This window comes from Gordonia hirsuta DSM 44140 = NBRC 16056 (assembly GCF_000333015.1).
In the GTDB taxonomy this organism is placed as follows: domain Bacteria; phylum Actinomycetota; class Actinomycetes; order Mycobacteriales; family Mycobacteriaceae; genus Gordonia; species Gordonia hirsuta.
This window is the reverse complement of sequence record NZ_BANT01000056.1, coordinates 1-18,636: the sequence shown is the minus strand read 5'-3', so window position 1 is coordinate 18,636 and position 18,636 is coordinate 1. Positions and strand designations below refer to the sequence as shown.

Here is an 18,636-nt window from a genome sequence, read left to right as displayed (position 1 = left end):
AGAGATCGTGCATGTATTCCGGAGGCTTGTTCTGGCCGCAGGAATCACCAGCCTCGCACTGACCGGCTTGGCAGCGGCGGCCGCAAGGGCTGACGCTGACGAGATTCTGCCCACCGGTTCGAACGGCGTAACCTACGTGCGGACCGAGACCGGCCGAACGATCTGCGGCATTCAGGGAGACACGGTCAACTGCACGGTCGACTTCGTCAAACAGCCCAAAACCCCAGCCGGCGAACCGACGAACACCGTGACGCTGAGCCAGGACGGCATCGTCAGGTATGTCGCCGCCGACCTCGGGACCGCCGAGCCACTGCACGTCCTGCATTACAACGAGACGTACATCGCCAACGGCTGGGCGGTCGAAGCGTTCGACGACGGCACCAGATTCACCAACAACCGCTCCAACAAGGCGTTCTGGGTCAGCGTGACAGAGGTCAACGCACTCGGCGCGGCATAATCAGGAAACCCGGGGCCCACCTATGACCTTTTCCAGCGGTACTGCGTCGGCGTCACGCCCACCCGATTCTTGAAGGTCGTCGCGAAATGGCTCGGGGACGCGAAACCCGACGCGCTGCTGATCTCTGTGACCGTGAGTCCGGTCGAGATGAGGAGCGACTTGGCTCGGTCGAGTCGCAGCTCCATCAGGTACTGGTGCGGTGTAGTGCCGAACGCCGCGGCGAATTTTCGCCGAAACGAGGATCTGGGCATCTCGGCGAGGTCGGCTAGGGTATCCAGGCTGACTTCGCCGTCGAGCGCATCGTGGAGATACTCGGTCAACAGTCGCTTCGTCGCATGATCCAGGTCGCGCTTCTCATAGCGCGGCCGCGACAGTGCTTCGCCGTACGCGTCCAACAGATGAAGCCGCAGCGAGTCCGACAACGATTCGCGTAGCAGACGCGCCACCGCATCGTCGCGACCGTCGATACTGAAGATCCGCTCGACTAAACCGCGCAGTACCAGATCACGGCGGTCGACGACCGGACGGAGCCGGTCCGCGCCGATCGCATCCGACGTAAGCGACAAGTGCAGGACCTCGGACGCCGAAACGTTCCGAGCCACCCCGGAGGATCGCATTCCGGCGGGAATAATCCAGATATTACTCGAACGACTACTCACCCGTTGACGCGAGCTCCCGTCGAAGTCGGCCTCTTTGAACTCTGCGATGCCGCGCCTCCACACCAGCACCGTGTGCGCGGGTTCGGCGTACGTCCACTCCATCGTCGGGGCGGCCGCGAGGCCGATGTTCTCGATCGTGATGCCCTGGTCAGCGCCCCCGAATATTCGATGCTTCTGCATCGCAGGAGGCAGCGAGGTGCTCGTGCGCCCTACGGGCGACTCCTTGTCCTGGCGCGACGTCACGCGGACCTCCCTAGACCGAGCCATACATCTGCTGATGCTAACAATTCGGGCGGGTCATGATATCGGATCTTGGCCCGAACCCGCCCATCATCCGACCTTCCCAGTCAACGCGGACTGGATGTTCCAGCGCACCGCACCAGCCAGATCGCGGGCACGCTCACCGAAGCGGTAGTCCGGGCGTCTCACCGCACTCGCGATTGCGCGATCGAGATCGTTTCCGGCCGCTTCGAGCACCGAGTCGAAGTCTCGCCGCATCGGCTCATGCAGGTCGTAGTCCAACCGGCGATAGATCCCCGCAAACAAGGGCCTGAAAAGCCGCGCTCGATCGTGCAGTCCAGACGAGTACGACATCCCGGCCTTCGGCCGTTGCAGGATGTAGTCGGGCAACGCGTCGGCGAACGCCCGCCGCACTAGCCACTTTTCCTGTTCCCCAGCGGTCTTAAGCCAGAGCGGAATCCGCATGGCCAGGTGGAGCATCTCCTTATCCAGAAAGGGAATTCGGGTCTCTACCCCCTGACCCATGCTCGATCTGTCGACGCGCTGGAGTTCGGTACGCCCCAGGTTCTGCAACTTGTGGACAAACAGCCGATCTGCCTGGTCGGCATCGATCGTGTGATACATCGGATAGCCACCGAACAGCTCGTCGGAACCGTCACCGGTCAGAACGACCTTTATCCCGCACTCGCGGATGCGCTCGAACAACGGGATCGATACGACGGCGTTGATCACGTCGCCGTACTCGGTGAGTTCACTCAGCGCGACGGCCCGGCGAATCTCGGGAAACCCGATTTGCCTGGGCCTCAGGTCGATGATCTCATGGCGCACCCCGAGGTCAGCGGTTAGCCGACGGGCATAGTCCAGATCGTCACTGCCGGGCCGGCCGATCGTGAATGCCACACAATCGGGGTGATGCTGATGGACCCTCGACAGGACCGCAGAGCTGTCCAGACCTCCGGACAGCACCACGCCGACGGGCAGATCAGTGTCCACCCGCACCGCGATGGCATCGTCGAGTATCGAACGAATCAGGGTGGCGGCCTCATCCGGGTCGTCGATCGGCTCACTGTTCTGCCGGCCGTCGAGCAGATCGAAGTACGGGAGCAGGACCGGGCCCGCGGTACCGGCCGCCAGCCCGTGGTGACCCGGGGGGACCTCGAAGATCCTCGCGCCGACTCCGGTGAGCGCCTTGACCTCCGACGCGATGTGGATTCGACCGTGCCGCCAGCTGTAGTACAGCGGCTTCACGCCGATCGGATCGCGAGCCAAATACACCTCTCCGCTACCGAGATCCACGATGGTGAAGGCGAACTCGCCGCGCAGATGGTGCACCGCGTCAAGGCCCCAGGCGCTAAAGGCCGCGAGGATCACCTCGGTGTCTGATTCGGAACGGAAGTGATGCCCGCGCGCGTGGAGTTCCGCACGCAGCTCAGCGTGATTGAACACCTCGCCGTTGTAGCAGAGCAACCACCGTCCGTCCTGCGAGCGCCACGGCTGCTGAGCATGCTCGCGATCGACGATCTTGAGTCGCTGGGTGCCAGCGACCAGCCCGACACCCGAGTACCGCTCGTCGGTCTCTCCACGTCCGGCTATCGCTGCCATCATCGGGTCGAGATCGTTGTCCCGGGCCCCTTCCCCAACGATCAATGCGATTCCGCACATCGGTTCATCCCTCCATCTGCAGGTCGTAGTACGCGCGTAGGGACGGCATGCTCGCCGGCGCCGGGCAGACGTGCCAGGCAGGTCCCTCATCGATCACATTGATCTCCCCGCGATCGCGTCGATCGATCAGGATTCGCTTGACGATCTCGTCGCCACCGGTCGGCCGCAACCATTCGACAGCGATGTCGACTGCATAGCCGCTACAGTGCGCGCTCGGCCTCATAGCCGAGTAGCCGAGCCGCCTGAGATGCTCCTGATGGGAGACACTGCGCGCCGCACTATTCATCCAGACCCCACCGCGGGCAGCCTTCGATCCGACTCTGCATTTCATCCGGTACTCGTCGGCGATCAGGTTAAGCAGTGCGACGATCTCCGGTCGAGCACGCGAATACCGAAGCCCCGCCCCCGGCGGTCCGGACAGAAGCGGAAGACGTCGCTGCACTGCGCGGATCGCCCGTGAAGTCACCGTCGCCGGTTGGCGCCGATAACGGAACCCCAGCCGCTCACGGGCGCGGAGTTCGTCGAGATCGACGAGATCGGCTGCGTCGAGAACGGCACCCGAGTTCTCATACTCGGGTTGATCACCCCACCACATCACGTCGATCTGGTGGAGCAGCAAAACGCGGATCAGGCTGGCGAGGTCGCTGGCCGAGCTACGGTCGTTCGGCACGAAGGCCGCCGCTTCAGCGCACAATCCGCTCACTGCGGCCCCATACCCCGCCGGATGTGCCGACAGCACGGCGATCGCGGCCGGCTGATCGTCGATCAACTGGGGAAGCGCTCGTGCCGGGTTCTCTGGCACACGATCGAGTGCTGTGACGATCTCGTCGATCGCCTGGCGGAACCCCCCGATATCCGCCGTCATGCGGCGAGTCCGGTCGGCACCGAGGCGACGATCGCCCGTTTCCGGACAATGACGAAAGCCACCACCAGGACGACGTAGTCCGGGATCATCAGAAATACCGCGAGGAACCCGCCAACATTGCCGAGATTCCAGATGAGGTGGATCAGGATCGCGCCACCGAGCGCAAGCGCAGAGAGCTTCCCGACGGCCCTCCCGGTCCGCGCGATCAGGGTCCCGACCGCCGCCCCGGTAATGGACACGGTCATCGCGTGTAGCCCGAAGCCGGCGACCAGGCGGATTGCAGCCGTTTCAAGAGCACCGCTCGCCTCAGCTCCGGGCACAGGAGGTACGTCGGGCATAAGAATGTAAAGGATGTTCTCGTAGATCTCGAATCCCGCCCCGACTACGAAGCCGATGGCCAAACCGCGAAGGGCTGAGGCCCGCCCGCACCAACGGAGAACCACGACCACCCCGCACAATTTCAGAGTTTCCTCAAGGAACGGCGCAATGACCCATCCGGCACCGGCGATGCTCAGGAGACTCGCCAGGCAGGGCGCGACGAGCGCTCCCCAGTAAAGTGCCGCGATGGCCGTCGACCGCGTCAGCACGCCGCGAGGGATCAGCAGCAGGCCGACCAGGGCGAGCAGACCCGCGCAAACCACGGTTTCGACGGCTGCGATGCCGACGACCGCCGCCGTCGAATCTAGCGCCGAGACGACGATGACGAGCAGCGAAGCGACGCCGGCTAACGCTCCGAGGACCACCGGGCTCCGCAACCCTGGCCCGGCGGTACGCCAGGTCACTTCGGTCGGTGTGTTCATCAAGCCGGTTCTTTCTGTCGGGCCGCCAGGAGCACTGCGGCAACGGAGTAGACGATCAAACTCAGGGCGACGGTCCAGGCAACCACGACGAGGATCAGCGAGGCGTCGTCGACGTCGTCGCCGGCGACCTTGGTCCAGGCCAACAGGCCGAAAACGATAGAAGCGGTGCCGCGCGGACCCAGACAAGCGATCAGATTCCGGTCCCGGCGCCCGTAACCGCTGCCGAGCAGGGACAGCTGGACGGGCACGAACCGCAAGACGGTGACCGCACACACGGCGACCAGTGCGGTGGTCGACCACAGCACTCCGGGGTCGAAGACATAGTCGAGCACCAATCCGAATGCGAACCAGACGAGCAGGTTGCTGATGATTGCGACATCCTGGACGAACTCGAGCTCACTGCCGTGTATTCGATGGTCGCGGGTCAGCCGGTACACGATGCCACAGATAAAAGCGGCCACGAAGCCGTTGCCTCCAGCGATCGTCGCCAGCCCGTACGTCAGCAGAGCGGTCATCAACACGGTGATGCCCAAGGCCCGGTCGGAAGTGAGGCCGGTACGTAATGCCGCATTCGCCAGGAAGCCGACTAGCAGGCCGGCTCCCGCACCGACGAGCAGTGAGATCCCCGCCGATTCGACCGCCGCGAGCGCCTCATGGACGAACCCGTCCTCAGCTCCGTGACCCTCGACCAGCGTAAGTCCAAAGACGAATAACGGCGCCACGACGCCATCGTTGTATCCGCTCTCGACATTCAGCAGATGACGCACACGCTCAGGCACCAAGGAGTTGCCGAACAGCGTCCCATGCGGTGAAAGATCGGTGGGCATCACCGCGCAAGCGATCATCAAACACACCGCGAACATTGATGTCGGCAATACCAACCACCCGAGGATCATCGCTCCGAGCAACGAGACCGGCAGCGCAATCAGGACCAGGCGCAGCGCACCACCGCGGTCGCGCCCAAGCAGACCACCGCGGACCTCTGTCGCATCGACGAAGAGAAGCAGCGCCAGTATCATCTCGACGACACGCTCAGTCACCGGCGAGTACAGCGGCTCGGCCAAATCCATGCCCAGACTCACCGAGGTGATCACGCCAGCACCGGCGAGGACGAGCGCGGGGGCGACCCTCCATTCACCGAATCGGCGCGCGAAAAGGGCCCAAGCCAGGATGCTCAGCCCCGCTGCGAAGAGCACGGCTGTCAGTTGAGCACCTCCCGGCCGTCGGAGCGAACTGGAGCGTCGATGGAAGCTAGCTTGAGACGCTCGAGTGCTGGCATCACCACCTCTTCGTCACACCTCCCTCCCCGCCATCTTTCCACCGACACTTCCGTCCACATCGGGCTCAGCGCGGAGCATCCCCTGTGATCTCGCAGATCCACTGGCCACCGGTCGGGGTCTCCGGCACCAGATGACCGGGTGCGCCCGACTGATCGGTGCACGGGTGGCCACCTGGATCGTCGTCGTGGTGCTGGTGGCGTTCCGCGCCAGACGGCGTGCCCGTCGTCACGCACACCCACTTGCCGCCGGTTGCGGTCTCAGGCGCTAGATGGCCGGTAGCACCGGCGTCAGTGATGCACGGGTGGCCGCCCGGGTCATCGTCCAGCACCGCCTGCGGCGTCGACGTGGCGGCGGGACCGGTCGCGACCGGCCCGGTTTCCGCCTCGGTGGTCGTCGCCGCCGACTCAGACGAAACCCCAGTCGAGGCCGACGTCGAGGCTGCGGAGGGGTGCTCCGACGACTTACCCGGCTCATCTACACTGCTGCACGCTCCGACTGAGAGGGCCACGGTAAACATCATGGTCATCAGAACCATTCCCCTGGCTTTCCTCATATCAAATCCTCCCACTTTCCCCGGTCAACAATTGACACTGATGTCAGCGCCATAATGCTAGCCGTCCCGCGCGAAGAAATGCATCTCATGGTCTAAGTACAAATGTTTCACGGAGGACAACAATCGACAATTGTTTGCATGCTGGGAATTCTCCCGCCTATTCAATACTCGGCGATCGACCATCAGCGGCTTCACGGATCTCCCCGGCGATCCGCAGGTCTATCAGTCCTATCGTGATCAACCCGGTCACGATAGAAACCAGCGCGAACAATCCGAATTCGGCGAAGTCGACGATCCCACCGACAATCGTGAATCCGATGGCCGTCGCCGCGAGCAATCGCAATGCCTGCACCCGGGCGCGCGGGGCTTGGGATCGCCGCCAGTGGACGAGCGCAATGGTCGAGCAGACACACGTGACCGCACCCAGAACCACATAGACGTAGTCAGAGATTCGATCCATCCTCTCACCACCCTGGGCGGCGAATAGCAGTTCAGAAGGCCGCCAATCGAGGCCGAACAACGAGGTCACTGCCACCTGAAGGGCAGTGACCGCCATCAGCCAGCCCGCTGCAGCCGCAAACTTCGGGCCGGTGAGCCAACGCGGTAACGTAGCGATCAGTCGCAACACTGCGTCTGCACATCGCTGGTTTGCCTGCGGACATTGCTCAATGGCCTGGCGCAGTGCGATGACTTTCGCCTGGTCCGCACCGACCATCCTCGCATCGGACAGCAGCCCCAGAAGTTCGGTACGGCGAGTAGATGTCAGCCCAAACTCCGCACCTTCCGCGGCCGCCGTCCCGACATTGACCAGGATCTCGCCGGCCGACAGTCCACGGGTCATCTGCACTAGATTTCCCCCGACCAGCACGACCAGGATCGTCAGATACATGATTTCAGCGGACGGGTGATAGAAGTAATCGTTTGTCTTCGTGACGAACTTCCCTACTTCATCCAGAAAGAGCCCCGAACCTATTCCACCTATGCATACGGCGACAAATCGGGGACGTGGGCCGAGGAAGAGCCACCCGACCACCAGTGCGAAGATCATGAATGCGCCGCCGAAGAGCGCATGCGCAATATGTAGATTCGAGTGGCCGCCGATCTGTGGATACCCGGTAGCTGCGAGGTAGAAGCGGACTCCCACGATAGCCAGCGTGGCGATCACAACAAAGATCACGACCAGCCGATTGCCGCCGATGGATCGTACCGTCCGCGCAGACCTCATCAGCTCTTGGCGCTCATAGCCATCCGTCCCAGTTGCCTCGGTGTCGCGTTCGGCAGATAGGCGCGACTGATAGCTAAGCCGATGCGGGGCAGGTCCCCTTCATCTCGATAGGCGAGATAGACCGGCTCATAGCGCGGCCGGAATTTCTTCTTAAACGCGTGAAGAGAACGGAAGCCGTAAAGTGGTTCCATCGCCGCACCAAGTTTGTCTAGTACGCGCTCGGCGCCTCCCTTCGCACCCGTCGCATCGTCACCGGCTAGTGGGGCACCCGACAGGGATACGAACTGAGCACCCTGGGCCTTGAACTCGAGCATTGCCGAGCCCAGGAGAAACTCGATCACCGGACCGAACTCATCGCCGGTCCGTCGCATCACGTCTAGCGTCCAGCCCACAACCACTCCCGCACCGCCGTATACCGGGAGCCACGACAGAACGCCGAGCACATCGCCGACCTGATCTGTCGCGAGCGAGGTATACACGTCATCATCGAGTGCCTCGTCGATGCCGCCCAGTGTGAAGCCCATCTCCGGCAACCCTTTTCCTCCGATCCACTCGTCGGAGATGCCGGTGACCTGCGCCCGAATATCGAGCGGCTGGTCGGCCAGCCGGACCAGCCGGTGCTCAATGCCCAGCTTTTTTGCCTTGTTCAATGCGGTGCGGACACCCTGCCACGACTTACCTTTGAACTCCAGCCCCTCCAGATCGACGATCGAATCCTCAGCGATCTTGACCGTTCGCCAGCCGCTCGACCGCGCGGCTGCCGCTGTCTGGTTGCCGACGGAGAACCAACACGGTGTCAGGCCGCTGGATTCGGCCAGATCGATGAATCCCCGCACTGCCTCCTCGCGGCGATCATCTACACACACCGGGTCAGTCAAAGCGATCAGGACACCAGCGTGTCGTTGAAAGGCGACGTAGCCCTGGCCCGATCCGAGGAACTGATAGTGATTACCCTCCCAGGTAGTCATCCACGACATCGTCCCGCCCCCGTATCTGCGCAGCAGTTCCTTGGCCCGGACCACATCGCGCGCGGCACCGATGCCGACCCGAGCCGGCACGTGGAACGCGAAACGGCCGCTGATGAGCACCCAAGTCAGCGCGAGCCAGAGCAACGAAGTCCCCAGCCCGATGCCGCCGACCGCCTGGAACCCGATGGTGGCCACGAGAACGATCACAACGAGCAGTCCGACGATGTTGATCACGCCGACGACAAGACACACCGTCCACGCCCAGCGCTTGCCCCGACGTAGCTGCCAGGCGATCGCCACAACGATCGCGATCTCCACCCAGCGGAGCCAGACTGCCGTGCCATCAGCGTCGGTCGGGCGCAGCGGACCGGATCCGGGGAAGAACCACATCATTAAATCGGCGACGACGATGGCGATCAAACCGGCGAATGCCAGCAGTCTGACCTCACGGCGCGTACGCGGGGCGAAGCCCCGTTCGCTGCCGCTGAACCGCTTCTCGCCGACCAGCAGCATCAGGGCGAACGACGCGATATGCGCAACATCAGCCAGCGTTCCCTCGAAGAACAGGGAGACCGCGACATAGACCGCCAGAATCAGCCGGAATCGCAGGCGCCAGGGTGAGGACAGAGTCGCCGAAGCCGCCGAGGCCGCGCCCACAATGGCGGTGGTCATGCCGACATCTCGGATCGACGCCAGATGCGTCGGCCAGTCCCAGCGGATTCCGCTGATGACACCATCGCTCAGACCCCAGGAAAAGAGCAGGGCGATCCCGATGCCGACGAGTTGTCCACCGATCATCACCGCCGCGAGCCGCGGCGTCCCGAGCCTCGACTCGGCCCAGGCGGCGACGGTGATCAGCATGATCACGATGCTGATGAACTGCCAGGGGGTCAGACCGAAGAAAATACCGGTGATAAGCGTCCAGTACTGGCCCGACTCCATGGCCGGTACGCCGTACCCGACCCGGTCGAGCCACTCGGTCTGCCCGATTGCCCGCCATGCGGAGCCCGTGGCGATCCCGGCGGCTACATAGATGACGGCGAGGGAAATCGAGAGTGGCGCATGCCGAAGGAGCGTAACCAATGCCGCGACAGAACGTGAGAGCAGAACGCGGAATCGTGAGGCGGGATCGCCGACGATGCCGGAATCCCCAGATACGTCACCATTCGAATTCATATCTCGGATCGTAAAACATCCGGTTGCCAGTTCCTCAGCTCAAGGCATTTAACAAACAGTGCTAGATAGTTCACAAAACCTATTTGAATTAGGCGTTCGGAAATTATCCCGTGATATAGGTGACGTGCTGCATATACGCCATCGGAGGAGAATCTCATCGTCATGAATGTCGACCAGGTCCGAGCACTCTATCTGGATCACCTCATCGATCATCAGCACGTGATCCTCGACCGCGCGCCGCTAGTCCTCCGCGACGACCCCACGACCCTGTTCACCGGAAGTGGGATGCAGCCGTTGCTGCCCTACCTGCTCGGCGCCGATCACCCGAGCGGCGACCGCCTGGCTGACGTCCAGCCGTGCCTCCGCTCGCAGGACATCGAGGAGGTCGGCGACAATCGGCATACGACTTTCTTCGAAATGCTCGGCAACTGGAGCCTTGGGGCCTACTTCAAGCCCGAACAGATCCGCCTCGCCTGGGAGTTCCTCGTCGACAAGGTCGGACTCGACCCGAACCGGATATACGTCAGCATCTATTCCGGCGACGATGGGCTCGGCATCCCGGCCGACGAAGAGAGCGCCGAGATCTGGCGTGACCTGTTCGCCGCGGCTGGCATCACCGCCGACCGCGTCGACCTGGTCACCGAGGAGCGCGGCAATGACGAGGGCAGCGACGGTGCCCGGATCTGCGGATACCGCGACAAGAACTGGTGGTCGCGTGGCGGCGGCCCCGAGACGATGCCGATCGGCGACCCGGGCGGCCCCGATACCGAGATCTTCTACTACTTTCCGAAGGTAGAGCACGATCCCGCCTACGGCGAGCATCCGCACCCCAACTCCGACGGTGGGCAGTACCTGGAGATCGGCAACTCGGTGTTCATGCAGTTCCTGCGGACCGACGACGGTCTCGCCGCACTGCCGCGGCGGAACGTCGACTTCGGCGGCGGACTGGAACGGATCGCCGCCGCCGCCATCGACAGCCCCGACGTCTACCGCGTCAGCTCGCTCTGGCCGATCGTCGTAAAGCTCGAGGAGTTGAGCGGTCGGGCGTACGCCGAAGAGACGCCTGCCATGCGCGTCATCGCCGACCATGTCCGCGGCGCCGTCTTCTTGATCGCCGACGGGGTCCGGCCGTCCAGCAAGGAACACGGCTACGTGCTGCGCCGCCTGCTCCGCCGCGCCATTCGCTTCGCCCACGGCGTTGGGCTCGGCGACGGCACGTTGTCGACGGTTGCCGAGGTCGCCGTCGACATCTACCGCGATGCCTACCCGGACATCGCTGCCGCTCGCGAGGAGATCCTCGCCGCACTGGCCAAGGAGGAACGGCAGTTCCGGCGAACCCTGGCCAAGGGACTCCGCGAACTGCGGAGGCTCGGCAAGGAGAATCGTCCGCTCAACGGATCCGATCTGTTCACGCTGTACGAACGGTTTGGTTTCCCCGTCGAATTGGCCACCGAGGAGGCTCGGACCATGGGGATCGAAGTGACCGATGGGGCGCGCGAGGACTTCGATACCGCAATGCGCCGTCAGCGAGAACTCTCGCGTGCTTCAACAACGATGGGCGCTTAATTCCAGATCGTCAACAATGACAATTTGGGGGTCAACATAATTCATTTAACCTTTGCCGATTGTCTTGCCCCGGCGCGGCGTGCCCCATAGCCTGATAGTCAGCCCACGCGGCAGCGAGGGGGATGCGCCGGTTGGGGTGCCTTCGATACGTTCGATCCGTATGTCCTCCACCAAGAGAATCGCTGGAGAAGAATCTGTTCTCCAGCGATTCTGTTTTCGACAGGCCTTCTGCGAGAGCATGACATGACCGCTGTGCGCGGCCTCACGGTTCCCGACACTCCCCTCACCTCCGGGACGCTGTCTATCGTCATAATCGTGGCCGGAGCGGCCGGGCTGTGCTGCCTGTTGGCCGGGCGCTCGCGCAATCACCTGATCGCCGTCGGCTGCGCACTGATCGTGGCCGTCGCGCTCTTCCTCACGCTGAGCCCGTTGGCAGGGGCCCTCGATCTCCTCGCTGAGCCGCTTCCCGGACCCGCACGCGCATGGGTCGCCGTCGGCACCGCTGCGGTCTGCCTCGCCGTCGCCCGAATCATTCTGGCAGATGGTCTCGGCAGACGGCTCACTAGCATCGTGGCAACGCTCGCGGTGATCGTCACCTGTGCCAACGGGGTTAATCGCGAGTTCGATGCGTATCCGACGCTCGGCGTGCTGCTTAACCCCAGCCCGGTGGGAACGGCAACGCCCGGCGAGTTCGCCGCACACGGCATCACGGTGGTGGACCTGCCCAACTGGTACCCGCCGAGCACACCCATGCCGGCCAGCAGGCTGGTCGCCATGCATATTCCGCCGACCACCTCGAGCTTCACCGCGCGCGATGCCATCGTCTACCTTCCGCCCGCCTACTTCACCAATCCACGGCCCCGCCTGCCGGTGCTGGTCCTCCTCGCCGGCGAGCCCGGTTCACCGGATGACTGGGTGCGCAGCGGCGGACTGGTGGAAACGATGGACGGCTTCGCCGCCGCCCATCGAGGTCTGGCACCGGTGGTCGTCGTCGCCGACGGCACCGGCTCGCGCTGGGGCAACCCCGCGTGCGTGGATTCACCCGCCGGGAACGTGATGACTTACCTGACCGCCGATCTGCACACGTGGGCAGAGCAGAATCTGACCGTCTCACTCGACCGAACCCAGTGGGCCGTCGGCGGCCTCAGCTACGGCGGCACGTGTGCCTTCCAGCTCGTCACCAACCATCCCGACGACTACCGAGTCTTCCTGGACATGTCCGGTCAGCTGGAACCCACCCTGGGCTCGCGGAAACACACCGTCGACACCCTCTTCGGTGGCAACGAGGCGGCGTTCCGCGCGATCAATCCGCTCGACATCCTCGCGACCAAGCGGTTTCCGGACACCTCGGGAGCTTTCGTCGTCGGCATCGACGATCACGAATACCGACCCGGACTCGAGCAGGTCCATCAAGCCGCCAAAGCGGCCGGCATGCAGGTGGAATTCAAGACGGTGCCCGGTGGCCACAGCTTCGCCGTGTGGCGGACCGGCCTGGCAACCGAGCTGCCGTGGATCGCCACTCACCTGGGCATCCACTGAACGATGACTGGCATCTACGGCCCTGACTCACCCTCCGCGCAGACACTGAGCACCAGATTTCGTTGACAGGAGACGGGAACGTCAGTCTTTTCACCGTTATGTCTTACAGTGTCGTGCCGCACTTGGTTCCATATCCCGACGCCTGCGTCGATGCTTTCCGGTCGGCTGGTCTCTGGCGACGCCGAAGCCTGTCCGATGAGTTCTCTGCGGCATTCGCCGAACACGGGACCCCAGACGGCGCTGGTGACTCCGGAAGTCCGCTGGACCTACCGTGAGCTCGCCGATCGGGTCGATTCGTTCGCCGCCGGGATCGGCACCACGACCGATCTGCGTCCCGGTGACCGGATCATGTTTCAGCTGGGCAACGCCGCCGAGACGGTCGTCGCCTACCTGGGCTGTGTCCGCGCCGGCCTGGTGCCCGTGTGCACCCTGGCCCAGCATGGCGCCCGCGAGGTCGGGCTCCTGGCACAGCACCTAGGGGCCCGCGGCCTGATCAGCCAGGCAGATTTCGGTGGCGGCCGCCTGCTCACGATCGCTGAGGATCTGCTCAGCGCGGGCACCGTCGACACGGTGATCACCACACGCGGGGTCGACCCCTCCTCGATGGCGTCGTTCGACGACGTCGTGGCCGCCGGAGCGAACAGCATACCGCCCAGGATCGACCCCGAACTGCTGGACGTAGCGGTGTTCCAACTGTCCGGCGGCACCACTGGGTTACCGAAGATCGCACCTCGACTCCACGAGGAATACTCGTACAACTCGCGAGCCTGGGCCGCGGCGCTGGGCTGGACCAGCGAGACCTTCGAACCAGTCGACTGTCGTGGAGACCTCCCAGGTGGTTTCCGGTAGCCGCTTACCGTTCTCCCTCGAAAGCGAAAGTGCCACCTCGTCGACGCGAGCCTCCAGCCGGTCGGCGAGCTCGCTGATGGCCCGTGACCGCACGCGAGGATCCCGCGACCAGTCGGTCTCGTCGAACGTTCGCCGGGCCGCTGCGATCGCCGCGAGCGCTTCACCGCGTCCCGCGCTTCGATACGAGCCCAGCACCTGTCCGGTGGATGGGCTGATCGAATCCAGCAGTTCACCGGAGTCGCTCCACTCGCCGGCGATGTAATTGCGGCCGGTGGTGGCATCGGCCGGTGCAGAAACGGTAGTCATGGTGAGAAGTCCTTTCGATGCGACGACCCGCGTCCGAAGCTGCGGGCGGCCGCTTCCGTCGATTTGACTCAATGTGAAGTGGAACACACGGCGTGAACTCGATGTTTCGGCGTAACGACACTACTGTCAATGTTTTGTCGCAAATATTGAACTTCTTTCTTTCTTGCAACCGCAGATCCGGTCGGCAGCCCCGCCTTACGCGCGGGAAGCGTCGCGGGGCGGCCGGTATCGTTACGAGATGTGAACGCACAGCCTCCCCCGCCCGGCGGCAAACCCCGCCCCGGGGGACCGCCCGGTGCGATATCTCCCGCCGCACGACCTCCCGCCGGGGGCAACAGGCCCCCGAATCCGGCTGCTCGGCCGCCGCGCCGCCCGGCACCTCGGCTGGGTGCCCAGCAACCGCTGGGTCAACAGCCTCCCGAGCAACAGCCGGCCCGTCACCGGAACCCCGCGGGGCCGGGACAGCCGGGCTCGCAGGGCGCCGATGAGCACAGCGACCACGGTCGACGGCATGCCCGTCCGCGGCCGCCGCGACCGGCGCAGGACGTCCCCTATCAGGGCACCGCACACCTGCCCGGCACCGCGATTCCACCGGCGCCGCAAGCCTGGTCACAGGTGCCCGCAGTCCGGCCGGACGTCCGGCGCAGCCCGGCGGCCGAGCATCGCGGCGAAGGTGCCCCGCGCCCGGCTGCGGCGGTCCCGGCCGCTCCCGGCTATGCACCGCGCCAGGAACCCGAGCCGATTCCGGCCCCGCAGCGCGAGCGTCCGCCGCGTTCGACCTCGCCGCGAGCAGCGGCCGAACCGCGAGTTCGTGAGCGAGCGCGTTCGTCGGCACCCGCTCGTGAGCGCGCCGAGTCGATTCCCGCGTCTAAACAGGCGCGGCGCACCCGAAAGCGGACTTCGCGCCGCGAGCCGGCCGCCGCACCGCCGCGCAGCAAGGCCACCCGCGGCAAACCGCGCCGTCGTCGCTGGTTGCTGATCTTCCTGGTGATCCTGCTGCTGTTGGTGCTCACCCCGTTGGGTTTGCTCTTCTACTACGACGCCCAACTCCATCGGGTCAATGCGCTGGCGAGCTATCCCGGGCGACCCGGCTCCACCCCGGGTACCACCTGGCTCATCGTCGGCACCGACTCCCGTGACGATCTGACCCAGGAGGAGAAGGACCGGCTCACCACCGGCGACAGCGACGGCGCCCGCACCGACACGATCATGCTGGCGCATCTGCCGCGGAGTGGAACGCCGATGCTGATCTCGATCCCGCGGGACCTGTACGTACCGATCCCCGGAATGGGCAGCCACAAGATCAACGCCGCCTTCAACGAGGGCGGACCGCAGTTGCTGGTGCGGGCCGTCGAGGGACTCAGCGGGCTGCGCATCGACCACTACGCCGAGATCGGCTTCGGCGGTTTCGATCGCCTGGTCGATGCGGTCGGCGGGGTCCAGATGTGCCTGGATCTGCCCCTGCGAGATCCGCTGGCCGGACTGAATCTGCCGGCCGGATGCCAGCGGCTCGACGGCGCGCAGGCGCTCGGGCTGGTCCGCACGCGGGCCTTCCCCAACGCCGACCTCGCGCGTGTGGTGAATCAGCGCAAGTTCATGACCGCGCTGATGAAACGCGCCGCCAGCCCGGCGGTGTTGCTCAATCCGTTCCGGCTGATCCCGTTCCTCAACGGCGCGGTCGGCGCGCTGACCGTCGACGACGGCGATCACCTCTGGGATCTGGGCTGGCTGGCCTTCAGACTCCGCGGCGGGCCGGTCACCACCACCGTTCCCACCGGCGGATCGGACTACACGGTCGACGGCGACTCGCTGCTGCCGGACCAGTCGACGACGGACTTCTTCGACTACCTGCGCCGCGGCAAACCGGTACCGGCGGAACTGCTGAGCGACGCCGGCGGCGCGGTCTCCTGATCGCGCCGGCGGCCGCTAGCGCAAAGTGACCTGGCGGCCGATGATGCCGGCCCGCGAACTGCGTTCTGCCGCGGTCAACTCCGACTCGTCGGCCAGCGCCTCGCCGAACCACTCGTCGAGGCGGTCCAGCCCCGGATACCACTCTTCGTGATGCATCTCGGCGTCCAGATCGAAGACCGGGACGACGAGGCCGTGCGTGCGGAAGGAACCGGCGAACCGGGAGCCTTCGCCCATCGTCAGCCGGCCCGCCGCATGCAGCCGGGCCATCGCCTTCATCAGCTGCTCTTCGTCTTCCGGGCGCACCCAGCGCAGGTGGGCGCGGTCACCGGCGTCGACCCACCAGGGGGCGCCGACACCGCTCTCGGGCGTCAGCCGCGCGGTCGGCATGATGGTCTCGTTGGCGCGTTCGAACATCGCCTGCACCTGCGGGCTCACCTCGGCGTCGTCGCCGAACCACCAGGTGAAGTCGTTGTAGACGACCACTTCCAGTCGGGCCTGCGGGTCGACGATCTCGGCCAGGGATCCGGCTGCGGGTACCGGGCGGTACTCGCTGCCCGGCTCAGCCTGAGCAGCCCAGGTCAGCGCCGCGGCCAGGGATCCGGCCAGATCGGCCGGCTCGGGATCGGTCTGCAGGGCCACGATGCCCTGGGTCACCTTGCCGTCGGCGTCACCGGCGGTGGCACCGCGCTCCCCCCAGATGGCGGCATCGCGCGAACGCACCAGCGCCGGACCGGCACCGGGCAGGATGGTGGCGAAGTCCGCCTCGTTGGCGGCCGAGAAACCCTCGGCCCACCGCACCTGGGCACTCGCCGAGGCGATGAACGCACGCATGGCGACCAGATCGCATTCGGCTCCCGGCAGCTCGCGGAGCGGACGGGCCGGGGCCGCGAGCGCCGCCGCCTGGCGCGCCTTGCGTGCATCCATCCGCTCGGCGCGGTCACTTCCCGGGCGCGGGCCCCGATTACGCTTGCTCTTCTTCGCCATGGGTCCAGCTTCTCACGGGACAGGATTTCCCGGCGCGTCGGTCAGTCGACGGTGACCAGCCAATCGCGGACCCGGGCCGGATGGTTGGTCGCGATCCAGCGGACCCCCAGATCGGCGCACAGCTGCACGTCCGCACTCTCGTCGACGGTCCAGGCGTAGGTCACCCGGCCACCGGCGGCGGCCTTGTCGACCAGTTCGGGGTGGGCGCGCAGAACCGACACCGACGGCCCGATGCCGGTGGCACCGACCGCGGTCGCCGGTCCGGCCTGGACCCCCAGCAGGCTGTCCCCGAGCAGGATGGTCGGCAGCATCGGGGCCGATCGTCGTACCCGCCAGGCCGCCGACGCCGAGAACGACATCACCACCGCCCGCGAATGATCGGCCGACGGCGGGGCGGCGACCCGGAAGTCGTGCAGGGTCTCCAGCAGCCGCGCCTCGACCAGGCCGCCGTATCGCGCCGGATGTTTGGTCTCGACGAACAGCCGCACCGGCCGCGCCCAGTCCAGCGTCAGTTCCAACAGCTCCGGCAGGGTCAGCACCGACGCGGGCCGGCCACTGTGCCAGGAACCGAAATCGTGTTCGCGCAACTGGGCCAGGGTCAGTTCGCTGACCACACCGCTGCCGTCGGAGGTGCGGTCGATGGTGCGGTCGTGAATACAGACCAGCTGTTCGTCGGCGGTGAGCCGCACATCGCATTCCAGCCCGTCGGCGCCTTCGGCGAGCGCGGCTTCGTAGGCGGCCAGCGTGTGCTCGGCGTGATCGGCCGAGGACCCGCGGTGGGCGACCACCGCCGGCTTCCCGGACCGGGAGACCCCGCCGGCACTCACGGCGCGACCACCAGACGACGACGCGGGGCACCGGTCTGCACCGCCGCCGTGGCGGTCAGTGCGCTCAGCCGCGGATTCAGCCAGCGCACGAAGGACGCCGAGGCGATCAGCGCGACCAGGGTCCAGACCATCGCATCGGCGCCGGTCTGGATCGAGTCGCTGACCCACACACTGAAGATCCGGTAGACCAGCGCGACCAGGCCCACGGCACTGACCAGACCCCAGGCGACCGCGGCGCGCGTGATCATCCGGCGCGCACGCTCGGCCTGCGCCCCACCGACGGCCGCGGCCGCCTCCCACAGCAGCAGCGGGGCGCCCAGCACGTTCAGGTACGGGACGACGGCCAACGCGATCACCGACCACCGGGGCCGCGGTTCGCGCCAGCCGGCCGCCGCATACGAGCGCGCACGGACCTGGCAGATCCAGCCGGCGAAGAAGTACAGCGCCCCCAGCGCGACGCCGAGCACCGCTAGACCGGCGAGCCAGATCAACGTCAGGGTCGTCAGGTCGAGCCAGTACGGAATCGGCCGGCTCCGGTTGGCCATCAGCAGCAGGTAGCGCAGCAGCTGCACGGCGGTCGCACCGACCAGCACGCGCCAGGTCCAGCGCAGCATCCACGCCAGGGCGGCTTCGCGCGCCCCGGGTGCGTCCGCATCGTTCGCGGCGGCCGTCGGCGGCCGGTCCTGCAGCCCCCAGCGCGGGATCTGCCGGTAGCGCGGGGTGCCGGCCGGAACCGGTGCCGTCTGGGACCGGCGCGACGGCAGGGTGT

Annotated in this window: 14 protein-coding genes and 2 pseudogenes; 5 read left to right on the top strand and 11 right to left on the bottom strand. The window is 65.6% G+C overall.

Annotated features, from left to right (window positions below):
* Window positions 1–457, top strand: a pseudogene (locus GOHSU_RS16960) (hypothetical protein); the annotation flags it as partial.
* Window positions 458–477: 20 nt separating this feature from the next.
* On the opposite strand, the gene GOHSU_RS15340 reads toward GOHSU_RS16960, so the two are convergent.
* From GOHSU_RS15340 to GOHSU_RS15300, 7 genes are all read right to left on the bottom strand, one after another.
* The gene (locus GOHSU_RS15340; RefSeq protein WP_005943760.1) at window positions 478–1,359 is read right to left on the bottom strand and encodes a helix-turn-helix transcriptional regulator; all 882 of its coding nucleotides are present in this window, start codon (window positions 1,357–1,359) and stop codon (window positions 478–480) included.
* 87 nt (window positions 1,360–1,446) lie between these two features.
* Window positions 1,447–3,018, bottom strand: a complete 1,572-nt coding sequence (locus tag GOHSU_RS15335) for an asparagine synthetase B family protein (RefSeq protein WP_005943757.1) — start codon at window positions 3,016–3,018, stop codon at window positions 1,447–1,449.
* Between the two features lie 4 nt (window positions 3,019–3,022).
* Entirely contained in the window at window positions 3,023–3,883 is an 861-nt protein-coding gene (locus tag GOHSU_RS15330; protein WP_005943754.1) for a DUF5715 family protein, read from the bottom strand.
* Complete coding sequence (locus tag GOHSU_RS16390; RefSeq protein WP_005943750.1) at window positions 3,880–4,683, bottom strand: PrsW family glutamic-type intramembrane protease; 804 nt, start codon at window positions 4,681–4,683, stop codon at window positions 3,880–3,882. The genes GOHSU_RS15330 and GOHSU_RS16390 overlap by 4 nt, the downstream gene beginning before the upstream one ends.
* Window positions 4,683–5,879 carry a cation:proton antiporter domain-containing protein gene (locus tag GOHSU_RS15315; RefSeq protein ID WP_005943745.1) on the bottom strand — a complete coding sequence of 399 codons (1,197 nt, stop codon included), beginning with the start codon at window positions 5,877–5,879 and terminating at the stop codon, window positions 4,683–4,685. The genes GOHSU_RS16390 and GOHSU_RS15315 overlap by 1 nt, the downstream gene beginning before the upstream one ends.
* Window positions 5,880–6,673: 794 nt before the next feature.
* Entirely contained in the window at window positions 6,674–7,693 is a 1,020-nt protein-coding gene (locus GOHSU_RS15305; RefSeq protein ID WP_024332995.1) for a hypothetical protein, read from the bottom strand.
* A 47-nt stretch (window positions 7,694–7,740) separates the two neighbouring features.
* Entirely contained in the window at window positions 7,741–9,885 is a 2,145-nt protein-coding gene (locus GOHSU_RS15300; protein WP_005943734.1) for a bifunctional lysylphosphatidylglycerol flippase/synthetase MprF, read from the bottom strand.
* A gap of 162 nt (window positions 9,886–10,047) precedes the next feature.
* On the opposite strand from GOHSU_RS15300, the gene GOHSU_RS15295 reads away from it, so the two are divergent.
* The 3 genes and pseudogenes from GOHSU_RS15295 to GOHSU_RS17310 all read left to right on the top strand — a co-directional run.
* On the top strand, window positions 10,048–11,451 hold the full coding sequence (locus GOHSU_RS15295) for an alanine--tRNA ligase-related protein (protein ID WP_005943730.1): 1,404 nt from the start codon (window positions 10,048–10,050) through the stop codon (window positions 11,449–11,451).
* Between the two features lie 243 nt (window positions 11,452–11,694).
* Complete coding sequence (locus tag GOHSU_RS15290) at window positions 11,695–12,990, top strand: alpha/beta hydrolase (protein ID WP_005943725.1); 1,296 nt, start codon at window positions 11,695–11,697, stop codon at window positions 12,988–12,990.
* A 150-nt stretch (window positions 12,991–13,140) separates the two neighbouring features.
* Window positions 13,141–13,701, top strand: a pseudogene (locus tag GOHSU_RS17310) (AMP-binding protein); the annotation flags it as partial.
* Between the two features lie 3 nt (window positions 13,702–13,704).
* On the opposite strand, the gene GOHSU_RS16670 reads toward GOHSU_RS17310, so the two are convergent.
* Window positions 13,705–14,145 carry an aldehyde dehydrogenase family protein gene (locus GOHSU_RS16670; RefSeq protein ID WP_081597817.1) on the bottom strand — a complete coding sequence of 147 codons (441 nt, stop codon included), beginning with the start codon at window positions 14,143–14,145 and terminating at the stop codon, window positions 13,705–13,707.
* A 615-nt stretch (window positions 14,146–14,760) separates the two neighbouring features.
* Between GOHSU_RS16670 and GOHSU_RS15280 the strand changes: the two genes are divergently transcribed.
* The gene (locus tag GOHSU_RS15280; RefSeq protein WP_245551765.1) at window positions 14,761–16,056 is read left to right on the top strand and encodes an LCP family protein; all 1,296 of its coding nucleotides are present in this window, start codon (window positions 14,761–14,763) and stop codon (window positions 16,054–16,056) included.
* 15 nt (window positions 16,057–16,071) lie between these two features.
* On the opposite strand, the gene GOHSU_RS15275 is transcribed toward GOHSU_RS15280, so the two are convergent.
* The 3 genes from GOHSU_RS15275 to GOHSU_RS16950 form a co-directional block, all read right to left on the bottom strand.
* Window positions 16,072–17,040, bottom strand: a complete 969-nt coding sequence (locus tag GOHSU_RS15275) for a DUF5926 family protein (protein ID WP_005943716.1) — start codon at window positions 17,038–17,040, stop codon at window positions 16,072–16,074.
* 41 nt (window positions 17,041–17,081) lie between these two features.
* Window positions 17,082–17,867 carry a glycerophosphodiester phosphodiesterase family protein gene (locus GOHSU_RS15270; protein ID WP_005943713.1) on the bottom strand — a complete coding sequence of 262 codons (786 nt, stop codon included), beginning with the start codon at window positions 17,865–17,867 and terminating at the stop codon, window positions 17,082–17,084.
* On the bottom strand, window positions 17,864–18,636 hold a 773-nt coding region (locus GOHSU_RS16950), incomplete at its 5' end, for a DUF4328 domain-containing protein (protein WP_005943711.1). The genes GOHSU_RS16950 and GOHSU_RS15270, both read right to left, overlap by 4 nt.

What these genes read in the sequence shown, in the direction of transcription:
- GOHSU_RS15295 (WP_005943730.1), top strand. Translation starts at nt 10,048, where the DNA reads ATGAATGTCGACCAGGTCCGAGCACTCTATCTGGATCACCTCATCGAT.
- GOHSU_RS16670 (WP_081597817.1), bottom strand. Translation starts at nt 14,145, where the DNA reads ATGACTACCGTTTCTGCACCGGCCGATGCCACCACCGGCCGCAATTAC.
- GOHSU_RS15290 (WP_005943725.1), top strand. Translation starts at nt 11,695, where the DNA reads ATGACCGCTGTGCGCGGCCTCACGGTTCCCGACACTCCCCTCACCTCC.
- GOHSU_RS15275 (WP_005943716.1), bottom strand. Translation starts at nt 17,040, where the DNA reads ATGGCGAAGAAGAGCAAGCGTAATCGGGGCCCGCGCCCGGGAAGTGAC.
- GOHSU_RS15330 (WP_005943754.1), bottom strand. Translation starts at nt 3,883, where the DNA reads ATGACGGCGGATATCGGGGGGTTCCGCCAGGCGATCGACGAGATCGTC.
- GOHSU_RS15335 (WP_005943757.1), bottom strand. Translation starts at nt 3,018, where the DNA reads ATGTGCGGAATCGCATTGATCGTTGGGGAAGGGGCCCGGGACAACGAT.
- GOHSU_RS16390 (WP_005943750.1), bottom strand. Translation starts at nt 4,683, where the DNA reads ATGAACACACCGACCGAAGTGACCTGGCGTACCGCCGGGCCAGGGTTG.
- GOHSU_RS15300 (WP_005943734.1), bottom strand. Translation starts at nt 9,885, where the DNA reads ATGAATTCGAATGGTGACGTATCTGGGGATTCCGGCATCGTCGGCGAT.